The organism is Vibrio sp. SCSIO 43137 (assembly GCF_028201475.1).
Taxonomy (GTDB): Bacteria; Pseudomonadota; Gammaproteobacteria; order Enterobacterales; family Vibrionaceae; genus Vibrio.
Map to the genome: position 1 here is coordinate 2,385,181 of NZ_CP116383.1, position 22,914 is coordinate 2,408,094.

General features: G+C 46.0%; 20 protein-coding genes and 2 pseudogenes. 8 read left to right on the forward strand and 14 right to left on the reverse strand.

Translation table 11 applies throughout. From position 1 onward, the window contains the following. Positions 1-26 precede the first annotated feature (26 nt). From PK654_RS11120 to PK654_RS11145, 6 genes and pseudogenes are all read left to right on the forward strand, one after another. Positions 27-389, forward strand: coding sequence for an STAS/SEC14 domain-containing protein (locus PK654_RS11120; protein WP_271695863.1), 363 nt, complete (start codon positions 27-29; stop codon positions 387-389). 151 nt (positions 390-540) lie between these two features. Then, the gene (locus tag PK654_RS11125; protein WP_271695864.1) at positions 541-2,130 is read left to right on the forward strand and encodes a diguanylate cyclase domain-containing protein; all 1,590 of its coding nucleotides are present in this window, start codon (positions 541-543) and stop codon (positions 2,128-2,130) included. 661 nt (positions 2,131-2,791) lie between these two features. Continuing rightward, positions 2,792-4,201: a tryptophanase gene (locus tag PK654_RS11130; RefSeq protein ID WP_271695865.1), complete on the forward strand. Its 1,410-nt coding sequence runs from the start codon at positions 2,792-2,794 to the stop codon at positions 4,199-4,201. Positions 4,202-4,275: 74 nt separating this feature from the next. Beyond that, positions 4,276-5,502, forward strand: a complete 1,227-nt coding sequence (locus tag PK654_RS11135) for an aromatic amino acid transporter (RefSeq protein WP_271695866.1) — start codon at positions 4,276-4,278, stop codon at positions 5,500-5,502. 31 nt (positions 5,503-5,533) lie between these two features. Further along, a complete protein-coding gene (locus PK654_RS11140) occupies positions 5,534-5,914 on the forward strand; it encodes a Rid family detoxifying hydrolase (RefSeq protein ID WP_271695867.1) in 381 nt (126 codons plus the stop codon). A 115-nt stretch (positions 5,915-6,029) separates the two neighbouring features. After that, a pseudogene (locus PK654_RS11145) lies at positions 6,030-6,715 on the forward strand (SDR family oxidoreductase). A gap of 56 nt (positions 6,716-6,771) precedes the next feature. Here the strand turns inward: PK654_RS11145 and PK654_RS11150 are convergent. The 3 genes from PK654_RS11150 to PK654_RS11160 form a co-directional block, all read right to left on the reverse strand. After that, the gene (locus tag PK654_RS11150; RefSeq protein ID WP_271695868.1) at positions 6,772-7,188 is read right to left on the reverse strand and encodes a hypothetical protein; all 417 of its coding nucleotides are present in this window, start codon (positions 7,186-7,188) and stop codon (positions 6,772-6,774) included. Positions 7,189-7,329: 141 nt separating this feature from the next. Beyond that, positions 7,330-9,267: a DNA topoisomerase III gene (locus PK654_RS11155; RefSeq protein ID WP_271695869.1), complete on the reverse strand. Its 1,938-nt coding sequence runs from the start codon at positions 9,265-9,267 to the stop codon at positions 7,330-7,332. A 360-nt stretch (positions 9,268-9,627) separates the two neighbouring features. Further along, complete coding sequence (locus PK654_RS11160) at positions 9,628-10,068, reverse strand: YcgN family cysteine cluster protein (protein ID WP_271695870.1); 441 nt, start codon at positions 10,066-10,068, stop codon at positions 9,628-9,630. A gap of 143 nt (positions 10,069-10,211) precedes the next feature. Here PK654_RS11160 and PK654_RS11165 point away from each other — a divergent pair, with 143 nt between their 5' ends. Continuing rightward, a complete protein-coding gene (locus PK654_RS11165) occupies positions 10,212-10,460 on the forward strand; it encodes a YkgJ family cysteine cluster protein (RefSeq protein ID WP_271695871.1) in 249 nt (82 codons plus the stop codon). A gap of 59 nt (positions 10,461-10,519) precedes the next feature. Here the strand turns inward: PK654_RS11165 and recR are convergent, their stop codons facing one another. From recR to PK654_RS11190, 5 genes are all read right to left on the reverse strand, one after another. Continuing rightward, a complete protein-coding gene (recR, locus tag PK654_RS11170) occupies positions 10,520-11,119 on the reverse strand; it encodes a recombination mediator RecR (protein ID WP_271695872.1) in 600 nt (199 codons plus the stop codon). A gap of 15 nt (positions 11,120-11,134) precedes the next feature. Continuing rightward, positions 11,135-11,467 carry a YbaB/EbfC family nucleoid-associated protein gene (locus tag PK654_RS11175; protein ID WP_271695873.1) on the reverse strand — a complete coding sequence of 111 codons (333 nt, stop codon included), beginning with the start codon at positions 11,465-11,467 and terminating at the stop codon, positions 11,135-11,137. Positions 11,468-11,534: 67 nt separating this feature from the next. Continuing rightward, positions 11,535-13,880, reverse strand: a complete 2,346-nt coding sequence (dnaX, locus tag PK654_RS11180; protein WP_271695874.1) for a DNA polymerase III subunit gamma/tau — start codon at positions 13,878-13,880, stop codon at positions 11,535-11,537. Positions 13,881-13,899: 19 nt separating this feature from the next. Continuing rightward, positions 13,900-14,445, reverse strand: a complete 546-nt coding sequence (apt, locus tag PK654_RS11185; protein WP_271695875.1) for an adenine phosphoribosyltransferase — start codon at positions 14,443-14,445, stop codon at positions 13,900-13,902. 289 nt (positions 14,446-14,734) lie between these two features. Further along, on the reverse strand, positions 14,735-15,835 hold the full coding sequence (locus PK654_RS11190; RefSeq protein WP_271695876.1) for a response regulator: 1,101 nt from the start codon (positions 15,833-15,835) through the stop codon (positions 14,735-14,737). A 243-nt stretch (positions 15,836-16,078) separates the two neighbouring features. Between PK654_RS11190 and PK654_RS11195 the strand changes: the two are divergent. Next, a pseudogene (locus PK654_RS11195) lies at positions 16,079-16,956 on the forward strand (LysR family transcriptional regulator). Between the two features lie 66 nt (positions 16,957-17,022). On the opposite strand, the gene purF reads toward PK654_RS11195, so the two are convergent. The 6 genes from purF to truA all read right to left on the reverse strand — a co-directional run bounded on the left by purF (position 17,023) and on the right by truA (position 22,874). Then, positions 17,023-18,537, reverse strand: coding sequence for an amidophosphoribosyltransferase (gene purF / locus PK654_RS11200; RefSeq protein WP_271695877.1), 1,515 nt, complete (start codon positions 18,535-18,537; stop codon positions 17,023-17,025). A gap of 30 nt (positions 18,538-18,567) precedes the next feature. Further along, a complete protein-coding gene (locus PK654_RS11205) occupies positions 18,568-19,059 on the reverse strand; it encodes a CvpA family protein (protein WP_271695878.1) in 492 nt (163 codons plus the stop codon). Between the two features lie 63 nt (positions 19,060-19,122). Continuing rightward, positions 19,123-19,650, reverse strand: a complete 528-nt coding sequence (locus tag PK654_RS11210; protein ID WP_271695879.1) for an SPOR domain-containing protein — start codon at positions 19,648-19,650, stop codon at positions 19,123-19,125. Further along, a complete protein-coding gene (gene folC / locus PK654_RS11215) occupies positions 19,640-20,914 on the reverse strand; it encodes a bifunctional tetrahydrofolate synthase/dihydrofolate synthase (RefSeq protein ID WP_271695880.1) in 1,275 nt (424 codons plus the stop codon). The genes PK654_RS11210 and folC overlap by 11 nt, the downstream gene beginning before the upstream one ends. Before the next feature lie 43 nt (positions 20,915-20,957). After that, positions 20,958-21,884 carry an acetyl-CoA carboxylase, carboxyltransferase subunit beta gene (accD, locus tag PK654_RS11220; protein WP_271695881.1) on the reverse strand — a complete coding sequence of 309 codons (927 nt, stop codon included), beginning with the start codon at positions 21,882-21,884 and terminating at the stop codon, positions 20,958-20,960. Positions 21,885-22,079: 195 nt separating this feature from the next. Beyond that, positions 22,080-22,874, reverse strand: a complete 795-nt coding sequence (gene truA / locus PK654_RS11225) for a tRNA pseudouridine(38-40) synthase TruA (protein ID WP_271695882.1) — start codon at positions 22,872-22,874, stop codon at positions 22,080-22,082. Positions 22,875-22,914: the final 40 nt, after the last annotated feature.

Genomic DNA, 22,914 nt, shown 5'->3' on the forward strand with positions numbered 1-22,914 from the left:
ATAGACAACGTATAAGGAAGCCAAGAGTGAAAATACTGACATCAGAAAACCCATCGGTGTTCGCTGTGGAGATCAATGAGAAGGTTGGGATTGAACAGGAGAACCAGATGCTGGAAAGGGTGGAATCTATTCTGCAGAAACAAGACAAAATCCGTGTTCTTGTGGTTCTGGGTGAAGAAGCCGGCTGGACAGTTGAGGCAGGATTAAAAGACCTGAAATGGGTACTTAGCAACCTGAGTAGACTGGACAAAATTGCCGTGGTGGCCGACAAAAAAATCATTACCTGGCTGGTCGAAGCCGATGCGGTTTTTGCAAAAATGATAGGTATTGGTGAAAAGGCATTCGCTACCTCAGAGATTGAAAAAGCGTGGCAATGGATTGAAGATTAAAACAGGTTAAACTCATTACGGAAACCATCTGATCAGAGGAGAGCTTATTTCTCTCCTCTGCTTCTGACCTCAAACACTAGTCAACATTGATCAAATTATCCTAAACTGTAACTACTATACTTAATATAAATATATAAGCGGCAGTGGCGTTATGGTTAAAAATAAGTTCTTTATTCCTGCTATGGTATTCCTGTTGGGAGTCATCTTGTCACTATTTAGTGGCTGGTCAGTAGACCGCTCCGAACACAGTTCAATCATGAACGAGTTTCGCCATGATGTAGATGTGCGTATTCAGTCACTGCAAAAAGAAGTTATTGTTAACTTTGAAGCCCTGAGAGCCCTCTCTATTCTGTTTAATCAGGGTGACGTTCCTCAGCAATCTAACTTTAACCGAGAAGCCGATAAGATATTAGCCCGTTACAATGATATTCAGGCCCTTGAATGGATTCCTAAAGTACCGGGCTCTATGCGAAAGCAGTATGAATCAGCTCAGCAAGAGATGTTTCCCGGTTATGAGTTTATTGAAAGAAATGCACAGGGAAGTATGGTCACGGCAGAGGAGAGGGATATTCACTACCCAATCTACTATGTGGCGCCGGTTGCCGGAAATGAGGGTGCCATCGGCTACGATCTCGCCTCCAGTAAAACCCGCCTGAATGCGTTAGAAAGATCGCGTAACAGCGGGCTTCCCCTGGCGTCAGAAGCCATTACCCTTGTTCAGAACCAACAGAAAGCCTTTCTGGCCTTTCTGCCGATCTATACTCAGATTTCAGTAACCCAAACGAAAAGGGAAGAAAACCTGAAAGGCTTTGTGTTAGGCGTTTATAAAATCAAAAATATCTTTGATAACTCAGCCCTCAGTGATACTCCGACCGGGATTACAATGACACTGTTTGATGAGACCTCAGGTGAGCCAAATGTACTTCACCACCATAGCTCCCGAACAAACAGTTCTCTGCACAGTGAAATTGAATACAAAAAGCCGCTTATTGAATTGTGGGGAAGAAACTGGAGTGTTGTGGCGACTCCGACGGAACACTATATGTCATCACGACATACCGCTTTACCTTATGTCGTCACCATAGCCGGTATTGTGTTTTCTATCGCTATCTCCTTCTATATCTATATTCTTGCCGGGCAGACCAGAACCGTTAAACATATGGTGGCAGAAAAAACCAGAGAGCTGACTCAGGCCAATGAGAAGCTGGCGAAAATATCCCGCACCGATGCCCTTACTCAGGTGGCTAACCGGGGCTATCTTAATGAAGTTCTTGAGAAAGAGTGGCTGCTGGCTATACGTAACCAGACTGCTATCTCCGTTATCCTGATTGATATTGACTGCTTTAAGCTGTTTAACGATACCTATGGTCATCCGGAAGGCGATCTCTGCCTGAAACGGGTAGCGAAAAAACTGGCGAGTATCGTCAAACGTCCGGCGGATCTGGTTGCCCGCTATGGCGGTGAGGAGTTTGCCATTGTTTTGCCTGATACCTCCAACGCAGAATCCATTGCTGAGAGATGCAGAAAGGCCGTCTTCGATATGCAGATCCCCCATAGTACTTCTGTTGTTTGTGATACTGTCACTATCAGTGCCGGACTCTGTACTATCATTCCTCAGCATAAAAGTGACTGCAGTGAAATCATAGACGCCGCCGACAAGGCGCTATATCACTCTAAAGAAAATGGCCGTAACCGGGTAACTTTACATAAGTTTAATCAGCCGTTATCTGAAATTAAGTAAAATAATTGGGATGCAAGTGGTAATTTAAAGTTAACTGGTAAAATTATTATTTAAACCGATCACATTTATTGACTGTTTACGTATATTTAAACGAGGAGTTATAGGATACTCCTCTCACTCCTTGATAACGTTGCTTTTTAAACAGGAAATACAAAATGACTTTGTACCTCAAATGGCAATCATACGCACTGCTAACACTGTTAGCATGGTATAACGTTGATCCAAGTTGTCCCCTTACTTGCCTGATGAAAAAATAATCGTTTCTCTTTCTGGTGCAACCTGCACTTGCAACACCCTATAACTCAAAACATAAAAGCTTTAAAAACATTAACTTAGCCATAAATTGAGTTGTTTTATTACGATTTGACTGATTTTCATAAAGGCACATACAGATGAACATGTATCTTAAATGGCAATCTACTTCTCTCTACCAGGGTAAGATCTGGTACAACGAAGATCGCACACTTACTGACTTCTTTCCAATAGCTTAAGCCCGTCTGAGCACGAGCTTGGCACTCTTTATTTATTAATCTGGTTATATTCCATTATTTATTTAATGCGAATTCGTTCGCCTAAAATAAATATAAAATAGTTAATTATTTATATTTAAACGTAATTTAATAGTGATGTTATATACATCTATTTAACTTAAGGTATTCACATGAGCAATATTAAACATCTTCCAGAACCATTCCGTATCCGTGTTGTAGAGCCAATCGTTCTTAAAACCCTTGAAGAGCGTCAGGAAGCGATCAAAGAGTCGGGTATGAACCCGTTCGCCCTAAAATCAGAAGATGTATTTATTGACCTTCTGACTGACTCAGGCACAGGTGCAATTACTAACACTATGCTTGCTGCCGGCATGCTGGGTGACGAAGCGTACGCAGGTTCTAAGTCTTACTACAAGCTGTCTGCTGCTGTAGAAGATATCTTCGGTTATAAGCACACTATCCCTACTCACCAGGGTCGTGGTGCTGAGCAGCTAATCATCCCTACTCTGATCGAAAAGCGTAAGCGCGAGAAGGGCATGACAGAGCCTGTTTCAATCTCTAACTGGCACTTTGATACAACTCAGGGTCACACTCAAATCAATGGCGCAGCAGCTATCAACGTTGTTATCGAAGAGTGTATGGATACTGGTACTTACCATCCGTTTAAAGGTAACTTCGATATTGCCAAGCTTGAAGCAGTAATTGAAGAGAAAGGTCCTGAGAACGTTTATACCATTATCTCTACTATCACTAACAACTCTGCCGGTGGCCAGCCTGTTTCTATGGCTAACCTGAAGGCGGTATATGAAGTAGCACAGCGCTTTGATATTCCGGTAATCATGGACTCAGCACGTTTCTGTGAAAATGCTTACTTTATTCAGCAGCGTGAAGAGGGCTATCAGGACAAATCTATCGCAGAAATCATCAAAGAGATGTACCAATACGCGGATATTCTGGCGATGTCTGCTAAGAAAGATGCCATGGTGCGTATCGGTGGTCTGCTGTGTGTTAAGAACGATGACTATCTTGCTGAGTTTACTGAGTGTCGCTCACGCTGTGTTCCTATGGAAGGCTTCCCGACTTACGGTGGTCTGTCTGGTCAGGCAATTGAAGAGCTGGCTCGCGGCCTGTACGACGGTCAGGATCAGGACTACCTTGCTTACCGTGTAAGCCAGATCGCTTACCTGACAGCTGAGCTGGAAAAAGTGGGTGTTCCTTGTCAGACAGCCGGCGGCCACGCGGTATTCGTTGACGCAGGTCGTCTGCTTCCACACATTCCGGGTGATCAGTTCCCTGCACACGCACTGGCTTGTAAGCTTTATGAGCTTGGTGGTATCCGTGCTGTTGAAATCGGTTCTTTGCTTCTTGGCCGTGACCGCGACGGTAAGCAAATCGAAGCGCCAATGGAACTGCTTCGTCTGACTATCCCTCGTATGACTATCACTAAGTCTCACTGTGACTACATCGTAGATGCATTTAAAGATGTATTGGAAAATGCACACACAGTGAAAGGCCTTCGCCTGACTTACGAACCAGCAGTACTTCGTCACTTCACGGCTCGTTTAGAAGAAGTCGAATAAGAGACAAATTTGAAGCGCAGTGTGGAAACATTCTGCGCTTTTTTTTAATTTTTTATTTTCCCAGGACGTGTAACATGAAAAAAGAACCTTCCATTATTGGTGGTGCCTGTATTATCGCCAGTGTCTGTGTCGGAGCCGGTATGCTCGGACTTCCAAGTGCCGGTGCCGGTGCATGGACCATGTGGTCACTGCTGGTCATTCTTCTGACCATGATACTGATGACTATGTCAGGCTGGATGCTACTTGAAACCTTTAAGAAATATGATTTCAAAGTTTCATTCGATACAGTAACCAAAGATCTGCTTGGCGAGAAAGTAAACTTTATCAACAACCTTGCCGTTTACTTTGTTGGCGGTATCCTGCTTTACGCTTACATTACCACTTCAGGCTTAATCCTTCAGGATGTGCTTGGACTGGACAGTAAGCTGGCTTCTGTCCTTTTTGTACTGGTATTTTCACTGCTGGTATGGCACTCAACACGAGCTGTAGACCGTATTTCTGTTGTCCTTATCTCTTTTATGGCTCTTAGCTTTATCTTTGGTGTGTCTGGTCTGGCGGCAAAAATCGATTTCGGTGTCCTGTTCGACTCAGCCAATACAGAAACGTCATATAGCCCATTTGCCATCGGCATGTTCTCTGTTGCACTGGCTTCATTCGGTTATCACCACTCAGTTTCATCCATGCGCGACTACTATGGCTGTGAGCGCAAAGCGAGTAAGGCTCTTATCTACGGTACTATGATTGCCCTCACTCTTTACGTGCTTTGGATGGTATCGGTTTACGGTAACCTGCCAAGGGATCAGTTCGGCCCTGTTATTGAGAAAGGCGGAGACGTTGATGCCCTGCTTGGAGCACTAAGTGCGGTTATCGATTCAGACAAGGTATCTAATGCCATCAGTATGTTCTCAATGGCTGCGATTCTCTCTTCCTTTATCGGTGTTGGTCTGGGTGTGTTTGACTTCCTTGCAGACTTCTTCAAATTTGAAAACAACCGTAAAGGTCGTACCAAGGCATGGGCAGTTACCTTTATTCCGCCACTGGTACTATCTATTCTGTTCCCGTTCGGCTTTGTTATTGCCATCGGCTACGCCGGTGCGGTTGCAACGGTCTGGACCTGTATCATCCCTGCCCTGCTGGTACGTAAAGCACGTATTCAGCCACAGGGTAACGAAGCTGCTATCGAAGGCTTTACGACACCGGGAGGTAACGCGCTGGTTTACGCCATCCTTGCCTTTGGCGTCTGTACTGCAGCATTCCATTTCTTGTCTATGCTTGGCTTCCTGCCAACATATACTGGCTAAAACAAATAAGTTAAATCTATAAGGTAAAACAATGACAGCAATACACACTGACAATGCACCAGCCGCTATTGGTCCTTATGTTCAGGGCGTAAATCTGGGCAATATGGTCATCACCTCTGGTCAGTTGCCTATTAACCCTGAAACTAAACAGATGGCTGAAGGTATCGAGGCTCAGACGATTCAGTCTCTGACCAATGCACTGGCGATTGTTAATCAGGCCGGACTTCAAATTGAGCACATAGTAAAAACTACCGTGTTCGTTAAAGATTTGAACGATTTCCCTGTCATCAATCTGGCTTATCAGAACTTCTTTGAAGAGAGAGGCGCACCTTACCCTGCCCGCTCTTGTGTTGAAGTTGCAAGGCTACCACTGGATGCAGATATAGAGATTGAAGTAACCGCTGCTAAGTAAGCCTTATTAAGTTAAACCATCTAAGCTCTGCCTTTGTATAAAGGCGGAGCTTTTTTTATCTATGTGATTTATCTATGATTGAACAACCATAGACTCTTACCTTAGAGGAACTAAGATGAAAAGCGTTCTGATCACAGGAGCAAACCGCGGTATCGGGCTGGCACTCGCCAGAGCCTATACGGAAAGTGGCTGGCAGGTAACGGCAACCTACCGGGATAAAAACCACGCTAGTGAGCTAATAAGGCTGGCAGAGAAGCATAATAACCTTGACTGTATAGAGTTAGAAATTACCGATTACGAAAAATTCAGCTCCCTTTCAGATCAGTTGGGATCGCTGGATATGCTAATCAATAATGCAGGCTATTACGGCCCGAAAGGCTATGGATTCGGCAACACAGATGAACATGAGTGGCGCAAAGTGTTTGAGATAAACACTATCGCACCATTAAAACTGGCCGAAGCCTTATATAGCAACCTGCTTGAACGACCAACCCGTAAGATTGCCTGCCTCTCTCCAAAGTAGGCAGCATGACAGAAAACACTTCCGGCGGTGGCTATATTTATCGCTCGTCAAAAGCCGCCCTTAACTCAGTAGTAAAAAGTCTGAGTAATGATTTAAATGAGCAGGGGTTTACTTCTGTAGCACTGCACCCGGGATGGGTTCAGACAGAAATGGGCGGACCAAATGCCCTTATCACCACAGAAGTAAGCGCAGCAGGTCTGTTTAAAGTGATTGAAGGGCTTAAGCCGGAAGATTCAGGTCGATTTCTGAACTATGACGGGACAGAGATTGCCTGGTAAATATTTTGCCCAAGTAACCTCAACATTCTGGTTACTTAGATATACACCGCTTCGTCTTATTCAAAGCGGTGTTTCTTCACAATAAGCTGATATTCTGCCGTTTCAGGGTGAGCTGAAGTTTCTATGGTGATCCAGCTACTGAGAGTGTTCACCGTCACCACTTCCCCTTTAGGTCGTTTAATACGGCTAAAGCCTTCTCCTGAAATTGAGTAACTTAGGGAGTCATCTTCTGAAAGCAGAATGACAATAAAGGACTCCCCCTCAAAACCAAGAACATGGTAATAGTTAGTGTGTTCAACACCCACCACATCCTTTGTTTTAAAAGGCGTTTCCGTATTATCAATATTGATGTAATAGTGATCCCGGCTGGTCAGTTCAAGATGGCGCAGTACTTCTGCCTCTGCCACTGCATTCGCGGACAAGAACAGAGTAAACACAGTGGCTACTTTTGCCAGATGCGAAAATATCTTCATCGGAATCCTTTCACTTAAAGGTAGAATCAACCAGAGTTCAGTTTACCGCTACTGTATAGCGGTAACTTATTCTATTGTAATCAGCTCAATAAGGTAAGAGCACATCTGTATCAATTTCTCCGCTTTGTTACTAGTGACACTCTACTTTTTGCTTTTCGTCTTATAATTTCTCTTCGCCTTACGGCGAAATTTTGGTTTTTCTACCTTAGGTAAATCCCTTAACGACATGGGTACTTCACCACTTTTTACTCCGTCAATCAGACCGGTTACCTGAGTTTGCAGCGACATCATAAATGGCTGATAGGCTTGATTTCGTTCTGCCATTCCCTGAAGCTGATGCTCCCAGTGCGCCGTCATATCCGGATAAGTCGATTCGTTCGGCAAGGCATGGATTAATCCTCTGCCTGCCGGACTACTATGAATACTTTTACCCTGACGGGTAAGCAACTGACGCTTAAACAGGGTATCCAGTATTCCGGCGCGGGTCGCTTCCGTTCCCAGCCCGTCCGTTTCCCTGAGTATTTTTTTAAGCTCTTTGTCTTCCACAAAACGAGCAATGCCTGTCATTGCTTGTAGTAGTGTCGCTTCCGTAAAGTGTTTCGGCGGTTCAGTCTTTTTATCTTTGATCTCCCCTTCACGGCAGATAAGTTCTGTCCCTTTCGCCAGAGGCGGTACTTTATCGACTCCCTCTTCTTCTTTTTGTACCTTACCCAGAAGGGCTCTCCAGCCCAGCTCTGTTAACTGCCTTCCCTTAGCAATAAAACAACCGCCGGCAATATCAAACACCAGCTTGGCTTCTGCATATACAGCATGAGGGTAAAATTGCATCAGATACTGGCGGGCAATAAGCTGATATACCTTCATCTCATTGCCGGACATGGCATTAACCGATGCCTTCTTAGGGGTTGGAATAATGGCGTGGTGTGCTTCTACTTTTTTATCATTCCATGTCTTGGATTTAATGGATAGATCGGCTCCCCTTATACCATCGCTAAGTTCTGCTGCATTATTACCTATTGCTTCAACAACCGATCCTGCCTGCGAATAGTGTTCCATCGGCAGATAGCGGCAATCGGAACGCGGGTAGGTAATCAACTTATGCTTCTCATAAAGGGACTGACAGCAATCAAGCACCTGCTGGGCACTCATACCGTAGCGTTTGGCAGCGTCAATTTGCAAAGCTGACAAAGAATAAGGCAGTGGTGGTGCCTGCTTACTGTTTTTCTGTTCCGCTTCTGTCACCTTAGCGGGCTGACCGGCAATACGTCCGGCAACATTCTCTACCAGCTTACGGCTTAATACCCGCCCTTCTTCATCCTGCCAGGGCTTGCACGCCTCACTTGGTTTCCAGCGGGCACGGATATCAAACGAAGTACCGTTATCCTGATAGGGAATAAGCGCTGTTAAGATAAAGTAATCATGGGGAACAAAGTTCTCTATCTCTTCATCCCTTCTGACCACCAACCCAAGCACCGGAGTCTGTACCCGCCCTACAGAGAGTACCCCCTGATAACCACCTTTTTGACCAAGCAAGGTATAGGCGCGGGTCATATTCATGCCATACAGCCAATCCGCCCTTGAGCGGGCAAGGGCAGAGACAGACAAAGGGATAAACTCTTTATTGCTGCGCATCTGCTTTAGTGCCCGTTTAACTGCCGGTAGGTTAAGGTCACTGATTAACAGGCGCTGCATGGCAGACTTTTTAGCCGCACTTACCTTCAGGTAGTCAATTACCTCATCCACCAGCAGTTGCCCTTCCCTGTCCGGGTCTCCGGCATGGACAATCTGAGCAGACTCTTTCACCAGTTTGCGTATTACGGTTAGTTGCTTAGAGGCAGTTCTTCTTGGTTTAAGTTGCCACTGCTGCGGCACAATAGGCAGGTCATTCAGGTTCCACTTTTTATATCGCTCATCATAGGCGTCGGGTTCAACCTGCTCCAGCAAGTGGCCGATGCACCATGTAACCACATTGCCGTTACCACAACGGATAAAACCCTGATCTTTTTTTTGCGGGCCGGGCAGCGCAGCCGCAATGGCTCTGCCAAGGCTGGGCTTTTCAGCAATATAGAGTGTAGACATATCAACTAACCAAAATAGACAAAGGGGCAGATTAACCAATCTGCCCCTATAAAATCAAGAAATACTGTTGATTTATACAGTTCATCTCTCTAGCCCCACCTTGTTCCGATGCTTTGCGTTGGAACACATATCAGACTTTGCAGTCCAACAGGATTCACTAAGTTCAAGTTCGCTATTTATTAACGAAATCAGATAGGCATTACCACGGGAACCGTGGTAACGAGTCGCAACATCCTTTGACGTGGCATCCGTGAACACTTTTATGTCCACATTGTGACCACATATTTTCAGAATATAGAGGATTATTGATGATTATTGATGAAACGATAGTGGAGCAGCCCTTTACAGGCCTTGATTGCTCTAGTCTCTATGAGGATGGTTTATTATGTGGTCTTCCCAATTTATCACCTCAACCTCATACACTACTTTACCCCGGACACTCTCTCCGGCAGCATGCATAGCGGACTTAGAACCGGTCACCAACGGGTGCCATTCGGGCAGGGTTTCGCCTTCTGCAAGCAGGCGGTAAGAGCAGGTTTCCGGCAGCCAGTTAAACTCTGAGATTTTGTCGCGGGTCAGTTTAAGGCACTCTTCACCTGACTGAAAGCGATTAGGGTAATCCTTACAACTGCATGTTTTGCTGTTCAGCCAGCTACAGGCGACATTGGTGTAGTAGACTTCGTCCGTGTCTTCATCCATCAGTTTATGCAGGCAGCACTTTCCGCAACCGTCACAGAGTGATTCCCACTCTTTTTCATCCATCTGCTGTAAGGATTTTGTTTGCCAGAATTGACCTGTCATTGCTTGTTTACCTGTCAGTTATAAGGCGGCTTTTATACCCTTGCATCAAGTAAAGTGCAAGAAGTTCTCTTCTCTGCTACTATCGTCGCGCTCTTAAACAGAGCGGTTTATTAGATTAGAGAGTCACTGTTATGGTTACCAGTATGGAATGTCGTTTAGGCTGCGGAGCCTGTTGTATCGCCCCGAGTATCTCCTCTTCCATTCCGGGCATGGAGAAAGGCAAACCTGCCAATACACGCTGCATCCAGCTTGATGAAAACAACCTGTGTAAGCTATTTGGTAAGCCGGAACGGCCTAAGGTGTGCCACGATTTTAAGGCTTGCGCTGATATCTGCGGCACTACCAACCAGCAGGCGCTGCTCAATATTCGGGAGCTGGAAAGAATCACCTGATTTGCAATCTTTCTAATCGCACCAATGAAAAAGAGCCGCTAATGCGGCTCTTTCTGATTCTAAAGGCTTTGTCTGCCAAGCAGGGAGTGAGACAAGGTGGTTCCGTCAACCAGCTCCAGCTCTCCCCCGACAGGAACACCGTGGGCAATCCGGCTGGCACTCACTTTATGAGCATGGCACAGTTCAGCAATATAGTGTGCTGTTGCCTCGCCCTCTACCGTCGGGTTAGTTGCCAGTATCACTTCTTTGATATCGCCCCTTTGCAGGCGGAAATCCAGAATATCCAGACCAATATCACCGGGACCGATTCCGTCCAGTGGGGAAAGATGCCCCATCAGGACAAAATAGCGGCCGGAAAACTGTCCTGTAGCTTCAACAGCAGCAATGTCTGCCGGGCTTTCGACAACACAAAGCAAGCCATTTTCCTGGCGCTTAGGGTTGGTGCAGATATGGCAGGTCTCTTCCTCGGTAAAGGTGCGACATTCACTGCAGTGGCCGATTTCTGTCATAGCACTTGAAAGTGCCTCTGCCAGTTGCAAGCCGCCTTTTCTATCACGCTGCAATAAATGAAAGGCCATACGTTGTGCTGACTTGGGACCAACCCCGGGTAAGCATCGTAAGGCCTCCATCAACTGTTCCAGCATATGACTGGTACGCATAGGTTCTCTTCTTAATTAGAAAGGCATTTTCATGCCCGGTGGTAACTGCATACCACCAGTCACTGAGGCCATTTTCTCTTTCTGAGCTTCTTCTACACGACGGGCTGCATCATTAAATGCTGCAGCAACCAGATCTTCAAGCATCTCTTTGTCATCTTCCATCAGGCTTTCGTCAATGTCTACACGACGAACGCTGTGAGAACCTGTGATGGTTACTTTTACAAGGCCGGCACCTGATTCGCCAGTGACTTCCATATTGGCAATCTCTTCCTGCATCTTCTGCATACGATCTTGCATTTGCTGGGCTTGTTTCATCAGGTTGCCCATTCCGCCTTTTCCACCAAACATTTTCTACTCTCTTGCTTCGGTTTGTTTCACTTAACAATGGGGCTGAATTCTCAGAAGTTCAACCCTTTTATATTGGTCTGACACTTTCGCTGTCTAGTTCTGCAGCAAAACGTGCCTGAATAAACTGTACATTGGGATCATTATCTAGCGCTGTATGCGCCGCTTTTAATTTCTGTTGATACAGAGACTCACGCAGCTCCAGCGGAGTTTGCCCCTGCTCACCAATTTCTACCTTAAGGGTACAGGTTTGTCCCAGAGCCTGACTTAGCGCCTTTAGCAGCTCAAGTTGCGCTTTGTCTGTGTTCAGGTGCACCTGTGAAGGTCTCAGATTTAGCGTAATAACGCCGCCCTGCTTATCATAGGCGGAGTTAAGGGCAAGCTGCTCTACCAGCTTTGGAATATCAAGAGACTGAATAAGGGAAGCCCACGAATCCTGAGAGACAGATTCCTCTACCAGCTTAGCCATCATCTCCGGCGTTTTGGTATGTTCCAGTGCCTTTTTCAGTTGAGTCGGAGTCAGTTCGTCTGTCTCTTTCTCAACCACTATCTTGCTCGGTTTCCACTGATAAGGCTGAGAATCATCTTTTACCGGCTCAAAATCCGCTTTCGGCATCACCCTTGCAGCCACACCGTGCTGCTGGCTCACTCTCTCCAGAACATTTTTAGGAGATGCCGGTTCAGACTTTTTTACGCGTTGCGCCTCGTTCGCGCTTGTATTGGCATTGGCCCGTTTTGAACGTAGCTGATGCCGCAATCCCATTCTTGGCGCCGCCGCTTGACTGGCTTGTTCGGGCTGAGCTTGTTCTGGTGCAGACCGAGGTGCTTGCTGAACAACTGGCTGAGGAATAGCGGTCTGTGGTTGTTGATATTGTGACGGCTCATCAAAGCCATAAGCTTCCTGCTCATACTCTTCCGGCATCATCGGAGGATAGTCATCCTCGGAAGGCAGTGGCGGGTTTTCATCAGAGAACATTGCCGGAGCCTGCTCATTTTGCGAAGAGGTTGCCTGAGAAGGAACATTCTGTGCAGCTACAGTTTCCTGTGGTGGTGCCTGCTCAACACTATTCTGTACAGACTCAGGTGCAACCTCTGTTTGTGGAGGCGTCATATGCTGAGCAGGAGCAGATTGCGGTTGAGTCTGTACTTGGGGCTGAGATATGACTTGCTGTTGCACTAGCTGTTCTGTTTCCGCTGCTTCAACAGGCTGGGCCACACTTTCCGCAGCTTTTGTCTCAACAGGCTGAGGCGTAATCGCCTGCCTTACTGCTTCACTGCTCTGTTTAATTGGTTCAGGCAGAGTGGTATCTATAGCCGTTGCGCTGTCACCCTTAGCCGGATGGAAAGCGATCATACGCAATACGGTCATCTCTGCACCCATCTTTTCCGATGGGGCATAAGGAAGATCTTGTCGCCCTTTCAATGCAATTTGATAGTAGAGCTGGACAATCTGAGGCTCAAGCTTTTGAGCCAGTAGCTGTACCCTTTCAGCATCAGGTCGCCCCTTTTCAAGGGTTGACGGCAACGCCTGATACATAGCAATTCGGTGTAGCTGAGCGGCAAGCTCCTGAAGCAAGGTATCCCACTCCACACCATTTTTTGCCAGCTCTTGTATGGCTGTCATAGAGAGTTGCGCCTGCTTACCGGCAATGGCTTCCAACAGGTAAAGAGCCTGCTCTGTATCCAGAACACCCAGCATAGAAGCAACGGTATCTGAGCTGACGGCTCCGTTACCAAGGGCTATCGCCTGATCCGTCAGACTCAGGGCGTCACGCATACTACCGTCTGCCGCATGGGAGATCATCCCCAGCGCACGGGCATCTGCGGTAACGTTTTCGTGTTCAAGAATAAAATTAAGCTGCTGATGGATGTTATCGACACTTATCGGCTTCAGGTGGAACTGAAGGCAGCGTGACAAAATAGTGACGGGCAGCTTTTGTGGATCTGTTGTTGCCAGCAGAAATTTTACGTATTCCGGCGGCTCTTCCAGAGTCTTAAGCAGCGCATTAAAGCTATGCCGGGAAAGCATATGGACCTCATCAATAAGGTAGACTTTAAAGCGCCCTCTGGCAGGTTTATATTGAACGTTATCAAGCAGTTCACGAGTATCTTCTACTTTGGTTCTCGACGCTGCATCTATCTCCAGCAGGTCGACAAATCTTCCCTGATCGATCTCGCGACAGGTGTCACAAGTACCGCAAGGGGTGGAAGTTATACCCGTTTCACAGTTGAGTCCTTTAGCAAACAGACGACCAATGGTGGTTTTACCAACACCACGTGTGCCGCTGAACAGATAGGCGTGATGGAGTTTATTCTGGCTTAATGCATTCTCTAATGCCGTTAATACGTGTGCCTGTCCAACCACTTGCTGAAACTGGTTCGGACGCCATTTTCGCGCTAATGCTAAATAACTCATTCAATATTTCCGTTAAGAATTAATGACCTTCGAAATCACAGATGCTGTATACATTCAGGCCAAGTGCTTCTAAACGCTTGTCGCCGCCAATTTCCGGCAGGTTGATTACAAAGGCTGCGTGTTCTACAACACCACCCAGTTGACGGATAAGCTTAGTTGTTGCTTCGATTGTACCACCAGTAGCCAGCAGGTCATCTACTACCAGTACTTTATCGCCTTCAGAAATCGCATCTACGTGGATTTCCAGAGTATCTGTACCGTACTCAAGCTCATAAGACTCAGCTTTAGTTTCGCGAGGCAGTTTACCCGGCTTTCTTACAGGGATAAAACCTAAGCCCAGCTCTAGTGCAAGAGGAGCACCAAACAGGAATCCACGCGCTTCAGTACCAACAACTTTAGTAAAACCCTGATCTTTGTACTTCTCTACAAGAAGCTGAATCGTTGCCTGATAAGCTTCTGCGTTTTCCATCAGACTGGTTACATCACGGAACAGAATGCCTGGCTTAGGATAGTCAGCAATAGATTTAATACTTGATTTGATAAAAGAAATTGTTTCAGTAGTCATAGTCGTTTATTTGTTGTGATGCTTGCGTGTTTTTATCTCACGTTTGGTTTTGTCATTATTATGAGCAAAGCAAGCGCTTAAAATTAGTCGTTAAATTCGAACGGTGTCAATTTTAACGCGCATAAAAAACAAATGCCCACTCCGAAGAGTGGGCACACTTCCTCATTATGTTAGTGATTTTCCTCCGCGGGGGCAACCGGAGAAACTCAAGCAATCGATTACAGCTTGTTTAGCGGATAAAAATCAGACTATCGGCACAGTTTTTAAACATAATCACCCGAAAAAGGTGCTATTTGCTTACCCGTCTTATATCGAGGTTAAAGTGACTGACCCCAATATTTGCAATGGTCAGTCTGCCGTTATTGCCTATTATTAAGCCGCTCTCTTTACGGTTTTTATCACTCCCTTCTCCCAGCTTATTACCGGGATAAATATGATGATTATTGCCACTTTCCGACCAGATAGCTTCAAGGCCGGCCGGAATAATATTAACTGTACCGTCTGTCATATCTGCCACGCCAAACAGCGCTGTAACTGGAGATGCACACTCAATACACTCCATTCCCCGTTCAACGTGATCAATAAACTCCCTTAGTTTTGAGTTAGAGAACTCCTGATTTCTCAGGCAGTCATTAAACAGTGCTCTAACCAGCAATGCACTGCCTACGCCACATGAGTCGTAGGAAGTAGAGTCAACCAGATAGAAAGCAAACTGACCATCAATCAGCCACGCATAGTCAAACACCAGTGGCATAGACTCTGATGATTGCAACAAGTTATAGCTGCAGAGCCAGTCACCCTGACGGGTATCTCTGTCAGGCAGAAGCGCCGTCAACAGTTCCTTTGCCGAGTTTGGATTCTCTTTCAGGTAGTCCAGATGCCAGTGAAGTTCATTGTCCTCAGGAATATCTCCCTCCTGACCGACACGGAACCATTGGCTGGAGAAATCACGCGGGGTAGCGTTATGAGTCTGCTCTTCTCTCAGGGTATTACATATCGCAGAAGTAAGATAAGAAGGTGTGGTGATAGGTTTGGTCAGAAAATCCTTAATACCAAAACGAAGCGCTCTGGCAACGTCTGACATTTCATCGGTTGCTGATACAACTATCATCGGGACTTCCGGGTACTCCCAGCTCACCTCTTCAGCAAACTCAATACCATTGAGGATTGGCATTGAGATATCACAAATAATCAAATCGGGAACACACTTTCTGAGTTGTTGCAGCCCGTCTAAACCATGTTCCGCCTGAACAACAAAATAGCCCTCTTTTTCCAGTAGTGCTGATATAAAATTTCGAAAAACCGGATCATCATCGACCAACATTATTGTTTTCCGGTGAAGAACAGTGTCACCCGCCAAAACAGCAGCATCGGCATTGCTAGTAATCATATAAACCTCACCCAATTGAGTCCGGGGATATCGTTGTTGTTTTTCTTGTTCCCCTATAAAAGGTAGTTGTCATTCCCGATTTATACAACATGTGCCATCGGTGCCTCTTTATTAATATACAAGTTAGTAAAAAACGCTACTTTTGCTCAAAAACAGAGCCACATATTGATACAAAGCAAACTAAATATACCTACTTAGGGGTAAATTGAGCGAACCCATTTTATTTGGCAGTCTGTATTTTTAATGAAATTTGACGATTTAAATCTTTTTAGACTTGTAGTTGAAAACGGTAGCTATACCGCTACTTCCCGTAAGACCCTTATTCCAGTTGCAACAATCACACGACGAATTCAGGCTCTTGAAGATTCCCTTAACCTTAGGTTACTTAACCGTCACGCACGTAAATTATCTCTGACTGAAGCGGGGGAACGTTTCTATCAGGAGTGCTCTCCTCTGTTAAAACGCCTTTCCAGCAAAACAGAAGAGATTACCGACGACTGCAAGGGAGCCGCAGGGAAACTGCGCATCTCGGCGCCGTCGAACCTGACAAAACGGCTTATTCTGCCGATGCTTAATGACTTTATGGCTCAGTATCCCGATATTAATATTGAACTGACCGCATGAGCAACAAAGCCGACCAAATAGACCCGACTGAATGGGATATTATTTTTAAAGTCGGACCGCAACGGGACTCGAGCCTAATCGCACGAAAGATAGATTCTGTAAAAGATATACTGGTTGCAAGCCCTGAGTACCTCAAAGCAAGCACGCAACCATTGAATCATGCTGATGATCTATCACGGCATCCACTATTAAAAGGTCACCCTCTGATGAAGTGGCAGTTGACTAATACTAATGGTGAAACAGTAATAAACACAGATAAAGCCCGTTTTGAAGCTGATGGCCTAAACGTTATTCGCCGCGCAGCAGCTAGCCACCTTGGTATCACTTTGATGCCGGATATTATGCTGGAAGAGTATTTTGAACGTGGTGATCTGGTCAGAATTCTTGAGCAGTGGAGTGCAAACCCGCGTGATATCTATATGCTTTATAACCATAAAGATCACCAACCGGAAAAAGTACGGTTGTTAATCGAGTTTGCTACTCACTACAACGAGTAATAAAAACTAGCCGTAAAGCTATCTGTATAAAACGCTATAAGAAAAAACCGGGTCTCCCCGGTTTTTTTATGCGTCTTCGTTATACAGTTCCAGATTGGCCAAATCCTGCTGAATATCCCGCATCAGTTTATTGTCTTCTCCTCTCAGAGACTCAACAAACTCCAGATATTTCTGGTCAATATCACCGGTAACATACTCTCCGTTAAATACCGATGCTTCAAAGCGGGCAATATCCACATTCCCGGCTCCTACCGCACTGAACAGATCCTCAAGGGACTGATAAATCAGTGCATCTGCGCCAATCATCTGGGCAATCTCATCGGAGTCCCTGCCATGGGCAATCAACTCATTTGCGCTCGGCATATCGATACCATAAACGTTAGGGAAACGAATTTCAGGTGCGGCTGAGACCATATATACCTTGTTTGCTCCGGCCTCTCTTGCCATCTCGATAATCTGCTCTGATGTAGTTCCCCTGACGATTGAATCATCAACAAGAAGAACATTCTTACCCTTAAACTCAGAGCGAATGGCATTCAGCTTACGGCGGACTGACTTCTTACGTTGGGTCTGCCCCGGCATAATAAATGTCCGGCCTACATAGCGGTTTTTCACAAAGCCCTGACGGTAAGGGATATCGATAATCTGGGCGATTTGCAGAGCGATATCACAAGAGGTTTCCGGGATAGGAATAACAACGTCGATATCCAGATCTGACCACTCTTTCTGAATCTTCTCACCCAGTTTTTTGCCCATCTCGACCCTGGCGCTATAGACAGAAATTTTGTCAATAAAGGAATCAGGGCGGGCGAAGTAAACATACTCAAAAATACAAGGATTCAGTTGCGGATTATCGGCACACTGCTTGGTATACAGTTCACCGTCAAAAGTAGCGTAAATGGCCTCGCCCGGTGCCACATCACGGACAAAGTCAAATCCGACGGCATCCAGCGCGACTGATTCTGAAGCCACCATATACTCCGTCCGGCCTTCCAGCTCCCGCTTACCAAGGCATAAAGGTCGGATACCGTGTGGATCCCTGAAGGCAATCATACCGTGACCGATGATCATCGCCGTTACCGCATAGGCACCTTTAATAGTACGGTGCACATTCGTTACAGCGCGGAAGACATCATCACTGGTGACGGTTCCTTTTACTGTATCTATTTCGTGTGCCAGTACGTTCAGCAGTACTTCTGAGTCAGACGTGGTATTGATATGACGGCGATCTTTCTCAAACAGTTTTTCCCTGATCTCGGCTGAGTTGGTCAGATTACCATTGTGAGCAAGAGTAATTCCGAACGGTGAGTTGACGTAAAATGGCTGGGCCTCTGAAGCACTGGAACTACCCGCGGTAGGGTAACGAACATGGCCGATACCTACTGTTCCCTGTAGCCTCTGCATATGTTTTGCAGCAAACACATCTCTGACCAATCCATTAGCTTTTCGCAAACGAAAACGATTGCTTTCTATGGTAACAATACCAGCGGCATCCTGGCCGCGGTGCTGTAACACGGTGAGCGCATCATAAATTGACTGATTGACAGGCGATGCTCCAACGATTCCAACAATACCACACATGTGTTAACCCTCAATGTCCATAAAACGGCACTAAATAGTGCCGGATAAAAAGCTTGATGTTTCCTTTAAATGCTCAAAGAAAGGGGCAATGATTCGGCTGAACTCTGGTATTAACTCGGAAGCTTTCCACCATGATGATGAAGGAAAAGTCGTAAAGGCATCCATAAAAAACAGGGCTGCCGATACCACGAGTACGCCACGTAGTAATCCAAACACGGCTCCGAGAACTCTGTCGGTTCCTGATAATCCCGTTTTCTGTACCAACTGCCCTATTACATAGTTTACGACAGCACCAACAATCAGTGTGGCAACAAAAAGTGCCGCAACCGCTGCACCTTTACGGAACAGGGCATCCTGTATATTGGTGAAGTAAACCGCCAGCTTTTCATAGAACTGACTGGATATAAAAAAGGCACCAAACCAGATAACCAGAGACAAAGCTTCTTTAACGAAACCACGAACTAAACTGATCACAGCCGACAGGCCAATCACAGCTAAAATAACTACATCGATCCAAATCATTTTTTATACATTCTTCAAGTTGCGCGCATTTTAACAGAAAAAACGCTGACGCAAACGTTTTCTTTACGGATTTAGCGGTTTAAACTTCATTAACTGACCTTTTGAGCCTGTTATCTTTTCCAGCTCTTTTATCTGTTTTTCAAGCTTATCTTTTGAGGTATCAGGGCCGACAATTACCCGGGTAAACTCTTTTTCTTTACGGGTATGCGCCTGATAACCGCGTTTTTGCAGATCTTTTACCAGCGCTTTAGCATTGTCAGCATTCTTCAATGCCATCAACTGAATCATCCAGGCGCTGTCCTGATAATTGTTATTATCAGCAGTTTCTTTAACGATAACCTCTACCTTATCCTGTTCCGGTAATACTTCTATTACCTCTACCGGATCGTCAGGAAGGGCGGTCTGAACTTCCACAGGTTCAAGAACCTCGAAAGACTCAACTTCTGTGTCGAGGCTCGGTTTAATCGGAATGGCAGCCATCTCTTCTTTATAATGTTTTTTCTCGCCATCAAGAACGTCCGGCAGAATGATGACTCCGGCAGCCACCAGAATAATAGTACCGACCAGACGACTCTGAAACTTACTTGCCATCACTGCTCTCCTGCTGTTGATACTGCAGAATATCTGCCACGGTCAGGAACGAACCCACCACCAGAATCAGCTCATCTTGCTTAGCATGTTCTAGTGCCTGCTTGTAAGCCTGAACTGGTTGTGAAAACCCGCTACAGCCTTCAGGTAACCAGTTTAGCAACTCTTGTGCGCTTGCTGCCCTTGGTCCCTGTAACGAAGCCGGATACCAGTGGTTGACAACCGGGCTTATTGCTTCGATAGTGGACTGAATATCTTTGTCATGCAGCATACCTAATACGCAGTGAACCGTCTTGCCCGGGTACTGCTTGTTAACCTGTTCCACCAGATAAGCAGCGGAATGTGGGTTATGGGCTACATCCAGAATAACTTGAGGGTTATTTGAAATCGTCTGCATCCGGCCGGCAAGGCGGGCATTCTGCAAACCTTTAACAATATTGACGTCTGAAATATCCAGCTCAGCAACACCAAGAGCCATAATCGCCGTTGCAGCGTTTGCCATTGGCAGACTCGGCTTAGGCAGGTCAGGCAGATCGAACGCACCGGATTGCCAGATCCAGTCATTGTCGTTCTCTTTATATCGATAATGAAAACCTACCTGATGCAGCTTAGCGCCCACCTCATCAGCCACCTCTGCAACAGAAATCGGTGCATCGGGCTGACCGCAAATGGCGGGTTTGTCTTTTCTGAAAATACCCGCCTTTTCCCGGCCAATAATATTGATATCATCTCCCAGCCAGTCAACATGATCGATGGCCAGACTGGTAATCACAGAAACATCATGATCAACCACGTTGGTTGCGTCTAAGCGTCCGCCAAGGCCGACTTCCAGCAACACGACTTCTACTTTATGCTGCTGAAATAGCTTTAAGGCAGCCATAGTGGCGTATTCGAAAAAGCTCAGGCTGGTTTCACCACGCTGTTTTTCAACAAAATCAAAAGCGGCGGTATGCTCTTCATCAGGCAGGGTTTCACCGTTGATTCTTACCCTTTCGTTGTAATGAATAAGGTGTGGAGAACTGTAGACACCGACTGAGTATCCTGCATCCAGTAAAATGGCTTCAAGAATGGCACAAGTTGAGCCCTTGCCATTGGTTCCGGCAACGGTAATCACTTTATTAGCTGGTTTGGTTAATTTGGCTTTGTCAGCGACAAGCTGAACGCGCTCTAGGCCGAGATCGATAGCGCTGGAATGGATATTTTGCAAATAATCAAGCCACATCGCCAAAGGCGATGTGGCTTGAGGGATTTCTTTTTTTGAACTCATTTAACTTATTAATCACATCAAGCGGTTAAGATTAATGAGTACTTTACTCTTTTTCTTCAGCTACGGGTACTGTGTATTCTTCTTCTTTGGGAGAATCATCAACTGATACAACTAAAGGTGAGCTGTGATTGGTCAGTTTTGCAACTAAACCACCAACACGCTGACGCATTTCACGGCGATCAACAATCATATCAATCGCACCATGCTCCAGCAGGAACTCACTACGCTGGAATCCTTCAGGAAGATCTTCACGTACTGTCTGCTCGATAACACGACGACCAGCAAAACCGATAAGGGCTTTTGGTTCACCGATATTGATATCACCCAACATCGCCAGACTGGCAGAAACACCGCCCATTGTCGGGTCAGTCATCACAGAGATAAACGGCAGACCTGCATCAGATAGCTTCTCTAACGCAGCACTGGTTTTTGCCATCTGCATCAAAGACATCAGCGCTTCCTGCATACGGGCACCACCACTGGCAGAGAAACAAACCAGACCGGTATTGTTCTCCAGCGCAGCTTCAACCGCTTTGACGAATCGAGCACCAACTACAGAACCCATTGAGCCGCCCATAAAGGAGAACTCAAAAGCACAGGCAACAATTGGCATACCCAGGAGTTCACCTTTCATTACGACCAGTGCGTCTTTTTCGCCACTGTTTTTTTGTGCACTCGCAATACGCTCTTTATAGCGCTTGGAGTCCTTAAATTTCAGCTTATCTACCGGCTCCAGATCATTCGCCAGCTCTTCACGATTGTCCTCATCAAGGAAAGTTTCCAGACGACGACGAGCTTTCATACGCATATGGTGGTCACACTTCGGACACACCTCTAGGTTACGTTCAAGTTCTGCGTGGTAAAGAACCTGCTCACATGATGTACATTTAGTCCAGACCCCTTCCGGGATAGACGCTTTACGTGAGCTTACAATACTGCTTTTGGTTAAAATTTTTTCAAGCCAACTCATGGAAGACCTTTTCTGTTCAATCCCCCGCCACATGGCGAAAGATATATAATTCAATTAAATGCGCCAAGATTAAACCACAGTTTCTCTTGTCTGTAGACAAAAAACTGGTTGTACCTATTTCTGGCGAGTCAAATATCACACTAAACAACAAAAGTTGGAACACTATTCTCAGTTTAAGTTCAGTGCAAAACGGAGCTAGTTCAAATTATCGGGTAAAAATAGCGGACCTATAGGTTCTCTTGGTAAATCAAACTGTTGTGGGTAATCGACATCCACCAGATATAAGCCTTCTGCCTTAGCCGTTGCTCCTGCCAGTTTGCGATCTTTAGCTTCAAGTAACTGCTGAATCCACTCTGGCTGCTGCTCACCGCGCCCCACTGCAATCAGACTACCTGTGATATTCCGCACCATATGATGCACAAAGGCATTGGCCTTAATATCGATAATAACGTAGTTGCCCTGCCTGAAAACATTCAAGTGCATAATGTTCCGCCAAGGGCTTCTCGACTGGCAATGGGCCGCACGAAATGAACTGAAATCCTGTTCACCAAGCAGGTACTGACCGGCCAGATGCATCTTCTCAGCATCCAGCTCACCATGGTAATGGCTGATACCTTTAGACAAAATCCCCGGACGGTAGGCGTGATTGTAGATAATATAGCGGTATCGTCTGGCGGTTGCAGTGAAGCGGGCATGGAACTCATCAGGAACCTCTTTGGCCCAGCGGACAGCAATATCTTTAGGCATATTGGCGTTAACACCCATGGTCCACGCGACCATTTTCCGTTCAGAGCTTGTGTCAAAATGAACAACCTGCCCGGTACCATGTACGCCGGCGTCGGTTCTTCCTGCACACTGCACTTCCACAGGGTGTGCGGCAACTATGCTAAGGGCTTTCTCCAGCTCTTCCTGAACACTGTTGATATGCTTCTGACGTTGCCATCCTGAATAACGCGTTCCGTCGTACTCTATACCTAATGCTATCCGCATACTGTTGACCAATCTCACCTGTTTAAATGGGCGGGCAGTA

Coding starts and splice junctions, on each gene's coding strand:
- recR (WP_271695872.1), bottom strand. CDS start 11,119: ATGCGTACCAGTCATATGCTGGAACAGTTGATGGAGGCCTTACGATGC.
- accD (WP_271695881.1), bottom strand. CDS start 21,884: ATGAGTTGGCTTGAAAAAATTTTAACCAAAAGCAGTATTGTAAGCTCA.
- truA (WP_271695882.1), bottom strand. CDS start 22,874: ATGCGGATAGCATTAGGTATAGAGTACGACGGAACGCGTTATTCAGGA.
- PK654_RS11175 (WP_271695873.1), bottom strand. CDS start 11,467: ATGTTTGGTGGAAAAGGCGGAATGGGCAACCTGATGAAACAAGCCCAG.
- folC (WP_271695880.1), bottom strand. CDS start 20,914: ATGAGTTCAAAAAAAGAAATCCCTCAAGCCACATCGCCTTTGGCGATG.
- dnaX (WP_271695874.1), bottom strand. CDS start 13,880: ATGAGTTATTTAGCATTAGCGCGAAAATGGCGTCCGAACCAGTTTCAG.
- PK654_RS11125 (WP_271695864.1), top strand. CDS start 541: ATGGTTAAAAATAAGTTCTTTATTCCTGCTATGGTATTCCTGTTGGGA.
- PK654_RS11165 (WP_271695871.1), top strand. CDS start 10,212: ATGGAATGTCGTTTAGGCTGCGGAGCCTGTTGTATCGCCCCGAGTATC.
- PK654_RS11130 (WP_271695865.1), top strand. CDS start 2,792: ATGAGCAATATTAAACATCTTCCAGAACCATTCCGTATCCGTGTTGTA.
- PK654_RS11160 (WP_271695870.1), bottom strand. CDS start 10,068: ATGACAGGTCAATTCTGGCAAACAAAATCCTTACAGCAGATGGATGAA.
- PK654_RS11135 (WP_271695866.1), top strand. CDS start 4,276: ATGAAAAAAGAACCTTCCATTATTGGTGGTGCCTGTATTATCGCCAGT.
- PK654_RS11140 (WP_271695867.1), top strand. CDS start 5,534: ATGACAGCAATACACACTGACAATGCACCAGCCGCTATTGGTCCTTAT.
- PK654_RS11210 (WP_271695879.1), bottom strand. CDS start 19,650: ATGGCAAGTAAGTTTCAGAGTCGTCTGGTCGGTACTATTATTCTGGTG.
- PK654_RS11205 (WP_271695878.1), bottom strand. CDS start 19,059: ATGATTTGGATCGATGTAGTTATTTTAGCTGTGATTGGCCTGTCGGCT.
- PK654_RS11190 (WP_271695876.1), bottom strand. CDS start 15,835: ATGATTACTAGCAATGCCGATGCTGCTGTTTTGGCGGGTGACACTGTT.
- purF (WP_271695877.1), bottom strand. CDS start 18,537: ATGTGTGGTATTGTTGGAATCGTTGGAGCATCGCCTGTCAATCAGTCA.
- apt (WP_271695875.1), bottom strand. CDS start 14,445: ATGACTACTGAAACAATTTCTTTTATCAAATCAAGTATTAAATCTATT.
- PK654_RS11155 (WP_271695869.1), bottom strand. CDS start 9,267: ATGTCTACACTCTATATTGCTGAAAAGCCCAGCCTTGGCAGAGCCATT.
- PK654_RS11150 (WP_271695868.1), bottom strand. CDS start 7,188: ATGAAGATATTTTCGCATCTGGCAAAAGTAGCCACTGTGTTTACTCTG.